This is a genomic window from Streptomyces capoamus (assembly GCF_014654935.1).
GTDB lineage: Bacteria > Actinomycetota > Actinomycetes > Streptomycetales > Streptomycetaceae > Streptomyces > Streptomyces capoamus.
The window spans coordinates 404701-415267 of record NZ_BNBF01000002.1 but is presented as its reverse complement, the minus strand read 5'-3'; the positions used below and the strand labels follow the sequence as shown (position 1 = coordinate 415267).

7 protein-coding genes are annotated in these 10567 nt (G+C 70.6%); 5 read left to right on the top strand and 2 right to left on the bottom strand.

The window, feature by feature from the left end; translation table 11 throughout:
- The first annotated feature begins 21 nt into the window (after positions 1–21).
- From nuoK to nuoN, 4 genes are read left to right on the top strand one after another with little or no spacing between them, the layout of a single operon-like run.
- Entirely contained in the window at positions 22–321 is a 300-nt protein-coding gene (gene nuoK, locus IE312_RS05405; protein ID WP_023547474.1) for an NADH-quinone oxidoreductase subunit NuoK, read from the top strand.
- 15 nt (positions 322–336) lie between these two features.
- Positions 337–2283 carry an NADH-quinone oxidoreductase subunit L gene (gene nuoL, locus IE312_RS05400; RefSeq protein ID WP_189978807.1) on the top strand — a complete coding sequence of 649 codons (1947 nt, stop codon included), beginning with the start codon at positions 337–339 and terminating at the stop codon, positions 2281–2283.
- A 5-nt stretch (positions 2284–2288) separates the two neighbouring features.
- The gene (locus IE312_RS05395; RefSeq protein WP_189978805.1) at positions 2289–3860 is read left to right on the top strand and encodes an NADH-quinone oxidoreductase subunit M; all 1572 of its coding nucleotides are present in this window, start codon (positions 2289–2291) and stop codon (positions 3858–3860) included.
- Positions 3857–5506, top strand: coding sequence for an NADH-quinone oxidoreductase subunit NuoN (nuoN, locus tag IE312_RS05390; protein ID WP_189978803.1), 1650 nt, complete (start codon positions 3857–3859; stop codon positions 5504–5506). The genes IE312_RS05395 and nuoN overlap by 4 nt, the downstream gene beginning before the upstream one ends.
- Positions 5507–5574: 68 nt before the next feature.
- Here the strand turns inward: nuoN and IE312_RS05385 are convergent, their stop codons facing one another.
- A complete protein-coding gene (locus IE312_RS05385; protein WP_189978801.1) occupies positions 5575–6177 on the bottom strand; it encodes a Uma2 family endonuclease in 603 nt (200 codons plus the stop codon).
- Between the two features lie 212 nt (positions 6178–6389).
- On the opposite strand from IE312_RS05385, the gene recQ reads away from it, so the two are divergent.
- Positions 6390–8408 carry a DNA helicase RecQ gene (gene recQ / locus IE312_RS05380; protein WP_189978799.1) on the top strand — a complete coding sequence of 673 codons (2019 nt, stop codon included), beginning with the start codon at positions 6390–6392 and terminating at the stop codon, positions 8406–8408.
- A gap of 28 nt (positions 8409–8436) precedes the next feature.
- Here recQ and IE312_RS05375 read toward each other — a convergent pair.
- On the bottom strand, positions 8437–10567 hold a 2131-nt coding region (locus IE312_RS05375), incomplete at its 5' end, for a HEAT repeat domain-containing protein (protein ID WP_229899102.1).

Genomic DNA, 10567 nt, shown 5'->3' with positions numbered 1-10567 from the left:
GCGGACCGAGGAGGCGTCGAAGTGAACCCGGTCAACTACCTCTACCTCGCCGCCCTGCTGTTCACGATCGGCGCGACCGGCGTGCTGATCCGGCGCAACGCCATCGTGGTCTTCATGTGCATCGAGCTGATGCTGAACGCCTGCAACCTCGCGTTCGTCACCTTCTCCCGGATGCACGGCAACCTCGACGGCCAGATCATCGCCTTCTTCACGATGGTCGTCGCCGCCGCGGAGGTCGTGGTGGGCCTCGCGATCATCGTGTCGCTGTTCCGTACCCGCCACTCGGCCTCGGTCGACGACGCCAGCCTGATGAAGCTGTAAGGGGTCGGAAGAATCGTGGAGAACCTGATCGCGCTGCTCATCGCGGCGCCCCTGCTCGGAGCGGCCGTCCTGCTCACCGGCGGCCGGCGCCTGGACCGCGTCGGCCACTGGATCGGCACGCTCCTGTCGGCCGCCTCCTTCGTGTTCGGCCTCGTCCTCTTCGCCGACCTCCTCGGCAAGGGCGCGGAGCACCGCACCCTGACGCAGCACCTGTTCAGCTGGGTCCCGGTGGCCGGCTTCCAGGCGGACGTCACCTTCCGCCTGGACCAGCTGTCCATGACGTTCGTCCTGCTCATCACGGGCGTCGGCTCGCTGATCCACCTGTACTCGGTCGGGTACATGGAGCACGACGAGCGCCGCCGCCGCTTCTTCGGCTACCTGAACCTGTTCCTCGCGGCGATGCTGCTGCTCGTCCTCGCCGACAACTACCTGCTGCTGTACGTCGGCTGGGAGGGCGTCGGCCTCGCCTCGTACCTGCTGATCGGCTTCTGGCAGCACAAGCCCAGCGCCGCGACGGCCGCGAAGAAGGCCTTCCTGGTCAACCGGGTCGGCGACATGGGCCTGTCGATCGCGATCATGCTGATGTTCACCACCTTCGGCAGCTTCGCCTTCGGCCCGGTCCTCGGCCACACCGGTGACACCTCCGAGGGCAAGCTCACCGCGATCGGCCTGATGCTGCTGCTCGCCGCGTGCGGCAAGTCCGCGCAGGTGCCGCTGCAGTCCTGGCTCGGGGACGCCATGGAGGGCCCGACCCCGGTCTCCGCCCTGATCCACGCGGCGACGATGGTGACCGCGGGCGTCTACCTGATCGTCCGCTCCGGCGCGATCTTCAACGCCGCCCCCGACGCGCAACTGGCCGTCACGGTGGTGGGCGCGGTCACGCTCCTGTTCGGTGCGATCGTCGGTTGCGCCAAGGACGACATCAAGAAGGCACTGGCCGGCTCGACCATGTCGCAGATCGGCTACATGGTCCTCGCCGCGGGCCTCGGCCCCATCGGCTACGTCTTCGCGATCATGCACCTGGTGACGCACGGCTTCTTCAAGGCCGGGCTGTTCCTCGGCGCCGGCTCCGTCATGCACGGCATGAACGACGAGGTCGACATGCGCCGCTACGGCGGCCTCAGGAAGTACATGCCGGTCACGTTCATCACCTTCGGCCTCGGCTACCTCGCCATCATCGGTTTCCCGGGCCTGTCCGGCTTCTTCTCCAAGGACAAGATCATCGAGGCGGCGTTCGCCAAGGGCGGCACCGAGGGCTGGATCCTCGGCGGCGCGGCCCTGCTCGGCGCGGCCATCACCGCCTTCTACATGACGCGCGTGATGCTGATGACGTTCTTCGGGGAAGAGCGGTGGCGCAACGCCCCGACCCCGTCCCCGGCCGAGCCCAGCGTGGAGCCCGCCGCCGAGACCCGCGGCGAGCACACCGAGCCGCACCCGCACGAGTCCCCGAAGGTCATGACGATCCCGATGATCGTGCTGGCCGTCGGCTCGGTCTTCGGCGGTGCCTTCTTCAGCATCGGCGACCGCTTCCTGCACTGGCTGGAGCCCGTCACGGGCCACAGCGAGGGCGACTCCCCGCTCAGCGCGGCCACGGTCACCGGCGCCACCATGGTGTGCCTGGTCATCGGCGTCGCCATCGCCTGGGCGCAGTACGGCCGCAAGCCCGTTCCGGCCGTCGCCCCGCGCGGCTCGCTGCTCACCCGCGCGGCCCGCCGCGACCTGCTCCAGGACGACTTCAACCACGTGGTCCTGGTGCGCGGCGGCGAGCACCTGACGCGCTCCCTGGTCTACGTCGACCACACCCTGGTCGACGGCGTCGTCAACGGCACGGCAGCCGGCTTCGGCGGCCTGTCCGGACGCCTGCGCCGGCTCCAGAACGGCTTCGCCCGCTCCTACGCGGTCTCGATGTTCGGCGGTGCGGCACTCCTGGTCGCCGCGACCCTGCTGATGAGGGCGGTCTGATACCGATGTCCTTTCCTCTGCTGACAGCGACGGCGGCGCTCCCGGCCCTCGGGGCCGTCGCCACGGCCGCCGTACCGGCCGCCCGGCGTACCGCCGCGAAATGGCTGGCACTGGTCGTCTCGCTCGCCACGCTCGCCCTGGCGGTCACCGTCCTGGTCCGCTTCGACCCGGGCGGCGCCCGCTACCAGCTCACCGAGTCCCACCCCTGGATCAAGGACTTCGGGGTCAGGTACGAGCTGGGCGTCGACGGCATCGCCGTCGCACTGATCGCGCTGACCGCCGTCCTCATCCCGTTCATCATCCTCGCGGGCTGGCACGACGCCGACCCGCTGGAGACCGGCAGCCGCCGCTGGCGGCCCACCCAGGGCTTCTTCGCGCTGATCCTGGCGGTCGAGGCGATGGTCCTCATCTCCTTCGAGGCCACCGACGTCTTCGTCTTCTACATCTTCTTCGAAGCCATGCTCATCCCGATGTACTTCCTCATCGGCGGCTTCGGGGACCACGCGCACGAGCACGGTGAGGAGACGGCCGCCACCCAGCGGTCGTACGCCGCGGTGAAGTTCCTGCTCTACAACCTGGTCGGCGGCCTCATCATGCTGGCCGCGGTGATCGGTCTCTACGTGGTCGCGGGGAACTTCTCGCTCACCGAGATCGCCGAGGCCCGCGCCAACGGCTCGCTGCACATGGCGACCGGCACCGAGCGCTGGCTGTTCCTCGGTTTCTTCTTCGCCTTCGCGGTGAAGGCGCCGCTGTGGCCGCTGCACACCTGGCTGCCCAACGCCATGCAGGAGGCCACCGCCCCGGTCGCCGTGCTCATCACCGCGGTCGTCGACAAGGTGGGCACGTTCGCGATGCTCCGCTTCTGCCTCCAGCTGTTCCCGCAGGCCAGCAAGTGGGCGACACCCGTGATCCTCGTCCTGGCGCTCATCAGCATCGTCTACGGCGCCCTGCTCGCCGTCGGCCAGCGGGACATCAAGCGCCTGGTGGCGTACGCGTCGATCTCGCACTTCGGCTTCATCGTCCTGGGCGTCTTCGCGATGACCAGCCAGGGACAGTCCGGCGCCACGCTCTACATGGTCAACCACGGCATCTCCACCGCCGCGCTGATGCTGGTCGCCGGCTTCCTCATCTCCCGGCGCGGCTCGCGGCTCATCGCCGATTACGGAGGCGTGCAGAAGGTCGCCCCGGTGCTCGCCGGCACCTTCCTGATCGGTGGCCTGGCCACCCTGTCGCTCCCGGGACTGGCCCCGTTCGTCAGTGAGTTCCTGGTCCTGGTCGGCACGTTCGCGCGCTACCCGGTGATCGGCATCATCGCCACCTTCGGCATCGTCCTCGCCGCGCTGTACACCCTCGTGCTCTACCAGCGGACGATGACGGGACCGGTGAAACCGGAGGTCTCGGCGATGCCCGACCTCCGCGCGCGCGAGCTGGTCGTCGTGGCCCCGCTGATCGTGCTGCTGATCTTCCTGGGTGTCTACCCGAAGCCCGTCACGGACATCGTCAACCCGGCGGTCAAGCAGACCATGTCCGACGTACACAAGAAGGACCCCAAGCCCGCAGTGGAGGCGGCCAAGTGAGCGCACAAGCCGTCCACAGCCTGTGGACAACCGCGGCCGACCCGATCTCGAAGATCGACGCGCCGAAGATCGAATACGCACAACTGGCGCCCACCCTGATCGTCATCGGCGCGGCGCTGGCCGGGGTGCTCATCGAGGCCTTCGTGCCACGCAGGTCCCGCTACTACGCGCAGGTACTCGTGTCCGCCGCAGCTCTGTGTGCCGCGTTCGCCGTGGTCGTCGCCCTGGCGGCCGACGGGTACGGCACCACCAAGGCGCACATCGCGGCCATGGGCGCCATCGCGGTCGACGGCCCGGCCCTCTTCCTCCAGGGCACCATCCTGCTGGCCGGCCTGGTGGGCCTGTTCACCTTCGCCGAGCGGCGCCTGGACCCGGTGGCACACGGCAACCGCGTCGACTCTTTCGCCGCCCAGGCCGCCTCCGTACCCGGCAGCGAGAGCGAGAAGGCCGCGGTGAAGGCCGGCTTCACCACCACCGAGGTGTTCCCGCTTCTCCTCTTCGCCGTCGGCGGCATGCTGGTCTTCCCCGCGGCGAACGACCTGCTGACCCTGTTCGTCGCCCTGGAGGTCCTCTCCCTCCCGCTGTACCTGCTGTGCGCGCTGGCCCGCCGCAAGCGCCTGATGTCGCAGGAGGCCGCGGTCAAGTACTTCCTGCTCGGGGCGTTCGCCTCCGCGTTCACCCTGTTCGGCATCGCGCTGCTGTACGGCTACGCGGGCTCCGTGTCGTACGCGCGCATCGCCCAGGTCGTCGACGGCACGGCCACCGACGTCGACCCGGCACTCGCCAACACGATGGGCAACGACGCGCTGCTGCTGATCGGCGGCGCCATGCTCGTCATGGGCCTGCTGTTCAAGGTCGGCGCGGTGCCCTTCCACATGTGGACGCCCGACGTCTACCAGGGCGCCCCCACCCCGGTGACCGGTTTCATGGCGGCGGCGACCAAGGTGGCCGCGTTCGGCGCGCTGCTGCGCCTGCTCTACGTCGTCCTGCCCGGGCTGCGCTGGGACTGGCGGCCGGTCATGTGGGCCGTGGCGATCGTCACCATGCTGGGCGGTGCGATCGTCGCCATCACCCAGACCGACATCAAGCGGCTCCTGGCGTACTCGTCCATCGCGCACGCCGGATTCATCCTCGCGGGCGTCATCGCCACGTCGAAGAACGGCGTGTCGTCCGTCCTCTTCTACCTGGCGGGCTACTCCTTCGTCACGATCGGCGCCTTCGCCGTGGTCACGCTGGTCCGCGACGCGGGCGGCGAGGCCACCCACCTGTCCAAATGGGCAGGCCTGGGCCGCCGCTCGCCGCTGGTGGCGGCCGTGTTCGCGGTGTTCCTGCTGGCCTTCGCCGGCATCCCGCTGACTTCCGGCTTCGCCGGGAAGTTCGCCGTGTTCAAGGCGGCGGCGGACGGCGGCGCGGCACCGCTGGTCGTGATCGGTGTGATCTCCTCGGCCATCGCCGCGTTCTTCTACATCCGGGTGATCGTGCTGATGTTCTTCAGCGAACCGAGGCCGGACGGTCCGACCGTCGCCGTCCCGTCACCGCTGACCATGGTCGCGATCGGCCTGGGCGTGGCGGTGACGCTGGTCCTCGGTGTGGCACCGCAGTACTTCCTGGACCTGGCGAATCAGGCGGGAGTGTTCGTGCGCTGACGCGCACCGTAGAGACGCCGCTGCCCGGCAACCCTCTCAGGGTGCCGGGCAGCGGCATGCCGGAGCGGTCACCGGCTCCCGTCGCGGCGCGTCTTGATCTGGGTGAGGTCCAGGTCCATGGGGAAGGGGGCGTCCACCTTCATCCGCTCGCGGAGGATGCCGGTACTGGTGTACGTGCCGGTCGTCGGCTCCAGCTCGAAGACGTGCACCACGGCCCGGCCCTTCTCGTTCTCGACCCGCCAGTAGTGGGGGATCTTGGCGCGGGCGTACTTCAGCGGCTTGGTCTCGCGGTCCCGGGAGACGGAATCCTCGGAGACGACCTCGATGGCGAGGACGACGGACTCCGCCGGGAAGCGGGTCTGGCCCGGGTCCTCCACCACGTCCGCGTGCACGACGACCACGTCCGGCTCCGGCCGGTTCTGGCGGTCGATGTCGATCGTGAACTCGCGGATGACCTCGAACTCCTCAGGAGCCAACGACTGCAGCTGCCAATTGAAGAAATCGACAGCACGCATGTGAAATACAGTCTGCGGACTCACGAAGACCAGGCTCCCGTCGATCAATTCCGTGTGGGGAGGAAGATTCGGGAGGCGGTCCAGGTCGTCGGCGGTCCATCCGCCCTCCGGCGGGGTCGGCCAGCTGGACGCGGACGCCTTCGGTGCGACGCTCATCAGTGCTCCCATGCGACGGAGTCTCGCCAGTGCGTTCAGGCTATCGGGCGGAAAGGGGGCAAGTCTCCCGCGAACGCGTGAACGACGATCGCGTCCTTGACGGCGGTGCATCGGGGAAACCTGTGGATAACTCCGGGGCTGTCGGTCCGGCCCCCTATCGTGGAGGCAGCGGTCGAGAGACGACACACGGGGGACCGGCGGGGGACAGGACCATGGGCGTGACAGGCGGGATCAGCGAGATGCCACAAGTGACCGAGGGGCCGGGCGCGGCCGACAGCGAGGCGCTGGCCACGCTGCACCGGGTCTTCGGATACGACGCCTTCCGGGGCGAGCAGCAGGCGGTCATCGAGCACGTGGTGGCGGGCGGCGACGCCGTCGTCCTCATGCCCACCGGCGGCGGAAAGTCGCTCTGCTACCAGATCCCGGCCCTGGTCCGGCCCGGCACCGGCGTGGTGGTCTCGCCCCTGATCGCCCTCATGCAGGATCAGGTGGACGCCCTGCGGGCCCTCGGCGTCCGTGCCGGCTTCATGAACTCCACGCAGGACTTCGGCGAGCGGCGCATGGTCGAGGCCGAGTTCCTGGCGGGCGAGCTGGACCTGCTGTACCTGGCGCCGGAGCGGCTGCGCCTGGACGCCACGCTGGACCTGCTCTCCCGCGGCAAGATCTCCGTCTTCGCGATCGACGAGGCGCACTGCGTGTCCCAGTGGGGCCACGACTTCCGCCCCGACTACCTCTCCCTGTCCCTGCTGGGCGAGCGCTGGCCGGACGTCCCGCGGATCGCCCTCACCGCCACCGCCACCGACGCCACCCACCAGGAGATCACCCAGCGGCTGAACCTGCCGACGGCCCGGCACTTCGTCGCCAGCTTCGACCGCCCCAACATCCAGTACCGGATCGTGCCCAAGGCCGACCCCAGGAAGCAGCTGCTCGCCTTCCTCCGGGAGGAGCACCCGGGCGACGCCGGCATCGTGTACTGCCTCTCGCGCAACTCCGTGGAGCGCACGGCGGAGTTCCTGACCGCCAACGGCATCCAGGCGGTTCCGTACCACGCGGGCCTGGACGCGGCCACGCGCGCGGCGCACCAGTCCCGGTTCCTGCGCGAGGACGGCCTGGTCGTGGTGGCGACCATCGCCTTCGGCATGGGCATCGACAAACCGGACGTACGCTTCGTCGCCCACCTCGACCTGCCCAAGTCCATCGAGGGCTACTACCAGGAGACCGGCCGGGCGGGCCGCGACGGCCTGCCGTCCACGGCCTGGATGGCGTACGGCCTCAACGACGTCATACAGCAGCGCAAACTGATCCAGTCCGGTGAGGGCGACGAGGCGTTCCGCCGGCGGGCCGCTTCCCACCTCGACGCCATGCTCGCGCTGTGCGAGACAGCCCAGTGCCGCCGTGGCCAGCTGCTCGCCTACTTCGGCCAGGACCCGGATGCCGCGGGCTGCGGCAACTGCGACACGTGCCTCACCCCGCCCGAGACCTGGGACGGCACGATCGCCGCGCAGAAGGTGCTGTCCACGGTGGTACGGCTGCAGCGGGAGCGCGGACAGAAGTTCGGCGCGATGCAGATCGTCGACATCCTGCTCGGCAAGCGCACCGGCAAGGTGATCCAGTTCGACCACGACCAGCTGTCCGTCTTCGGTATCGGCCAGGACCTCACCGAGGGCGAGTGGCGCGGCGTCGTCCGGCAGCTGCTGGCCCAGGGGCTCCTCGCGGTCGAAGGGGAGTACGGCACCCTGGTCCTCACCGAGGCGAGCGGCTCGGTGCTGCGGCGGGAGCGCGAGGTACCGCTGCGCAAGGAGCCGAAGAAGCCGGCCTCTTCCCGGTCCCGGTCCGGAGGTGCCTCCGGGGGCGACCGCAAGGCCAAGGCCGCCGCGGCCGAGCTGCCCGACGCGCTGCTCCCCGCCTTCGAGGCCCTGCGGGCCTGGCGCGCCGAGCAGGCCCGGGAGCAGGGCGTCCCGGCCTACGTCATCTTCCACGACGCCACCCTCCGGGAGATCGTGACCCGGTGGCCCGGTTCGGTACGGGAACTGGGCACCGTGGGGGGCGTCGGCGAGAAGAAACTGGCGACGTACGGGGAGGGAGTGCTCCAGGTGCTGGCCTCCCTGAACGGACCGGCCGCCGGCAGCGGCGACGACCCGGCCGCCGGCGCAGCCCCGGCCGCCCACGACGGACCGGACGACGACTGGCCCGAGCCGGCGGACGAGCCGGAACCGGACGACTGGATATAGCCGGCTGTACCCCCGCGCGGTCCGGGGGTCACGCCCCCCGCGCTGCGTAGGCCCGGACGTCGGCGTCCGGGTCGGCCGTGGCCGTGGCGAGGGCCGCGCGCGCCTCCGCCGAGGTCCGGTGCCGGCTCAGGGCCAGGACCGCTGCCTTACGGACGTCGGCGTTCGGGTCGGCGAGGGCCTTGGCGAGGGCGGGGACGGCCGGGTCCGCGGATGCGGCGGACAGCGCGGTCGCGGCGCCGGACCGTACCTGCCAGGCCGCGTCCGACAGAGCGGCCACGGCACGTGCGGCCAGCGGCGGGGGGCAGCCCGTGGCGGCCAGCGCGCCGAGCGCGGCCCCGCGCACCAGCGGGTCGCCGTCCTCGGTGAGCCGGTCCAGGGCGGCACCGAGCAGGTTCCGTTCCGCCGGGGCGAGGGTGGTCGCGCCGACGGTGGCCAGGGCCTTCGCCACGGTGACCCGGACCTCCCGGGAGGGATCGTCCGCCGCGCCGGCCAGCGGCCGGACCGCGTCCACCGAGACGAGCGCCCGCACGGCCTCCGTCCGGACAAGGAGGTCGGGGTCGTCCAGTGCCGCCGCGAACACCCCGGCCTCGCCGAGCCGCAGGGCCCGCAGCACGTCGAGGGCAGCGGCCCGGACGACGGGGTCGGCGTGAGAGAGCGCGCCGGTGAGGGCGGCACCCAGAGCCGGCTCGGGCGGCAGCGTCTCCACGAGCTCCCGCAGCGAGGCCGCGGCGGCCGCGCGGACCTCGGTAGCGGGGTCGGCGAGCGCACCGGCCAGGGCCTGACCGGTGCCGGGCGGCACGGTCTCCGTCAGCACCGCCACGGCCGTACGGCGTACCGCCTGATCCGGGTCCGCCAAGTAGGGCTCGACAGCCGCGAGTTCCGGCTCCTGCTCGGCCAGGTCCAGCAGTTCCAGGAGCCGGGGCGAGGCGGCGTTCCGGGCCTCCGCCCGGTCCTCGGGACCGGCGTCGGCGGCACGTGCGGACGCGGGCCGCGCGGCCACCGGCGCCACCTCGCGGGGCCCGGCCGTGGCCACGTGCTCGGGACGGACCTCGCCCAGGTGCCGGGAGGGACCGCCGACAGGGGTGAACTCCTCCACCGGCACCAGATAGGGAGCCACGGGACGAGCCGTGAACTCCATCGCACCAGAGGGGGACTTGTGCAGATCGAGATGGTGGAACCAGGAGACGTCGTCGCGCCCCGGATGGTCGAGACGATCATGGTAGAGGCCCCAGCGGGACTCGGTACGGGCCAGGGAGGCGCGGGCGGCCATCTCCGCGCAATCGCGTATGAAGGTGACCTCGGCGCAGCGCATCAGCTCGTGCGGGGTCCGGGCACCCATGGACGCGATGTCGGCACGCATCCGCTCGAACGCCTCCAGCGCGAGGGAGAGCCGCGCGCCGGACTTCGGCGGTGCCACGTAGTCGTTCACGAAGCGGCGCAGCTTGTACTCGACCTGGGTCTGCGGAGGGCCGTCCGGATGGCGCAGCGGGCGGTAGATCAACTCGTGGGCCTCGCGCACCTGGTCCGCGGGAAGCTCGCCGTCGTACGCCCTGTACCGGGCGGCGTCCGCACCCGCGAGATCGCCGAAGACGAACGCGCCGATCATGTAGTTGTGCGGGACGCAGGCGAGGTCACCGGCGGCGTACAGGCGGGGAACGGTCGTACGCGCGTGGTCGTCGACGCGGACACCGGAGGCGGAGTGGCCGCCGCACAGGCCGATCTCGGAGATGTGCATCTCGACGTCGTGGGTGCGGTAGTCGTGCCCGCGGCCGGCGTGGAAGGTGCCGCGGGTGGGCCGCTCGGTGGAGTGCAGGATCGACTCCAGGGCGGAGATCGACTCCTCGGGCAGATGGCTGAGCTTGAGGTAGACCGGGCCCCGGTCACCGGCGACCTCGGCGGCGAACTCGGCCATCATCTGCCCCGACCAGTAGTCGGAGTCGACGAAGCGCTCGCCGTGCCGGTTGACCTGGTAGCCGCCGAACGGGTTGGCGACGTAGGCGCAGGCCGGGCCGTTGTAGTCCTTGATCAGCGGGTTGATCTGGAAGCACTCGATACCGGTCAGCTCGGCGCCCGCGTGGTAGGCCATGGCGTACCCGTCGCCGGCGTTGGTGGGGTTCTCGTAGGTGCCGTAGAGGTAACCGGAGGCGGGCAGTCCGAGC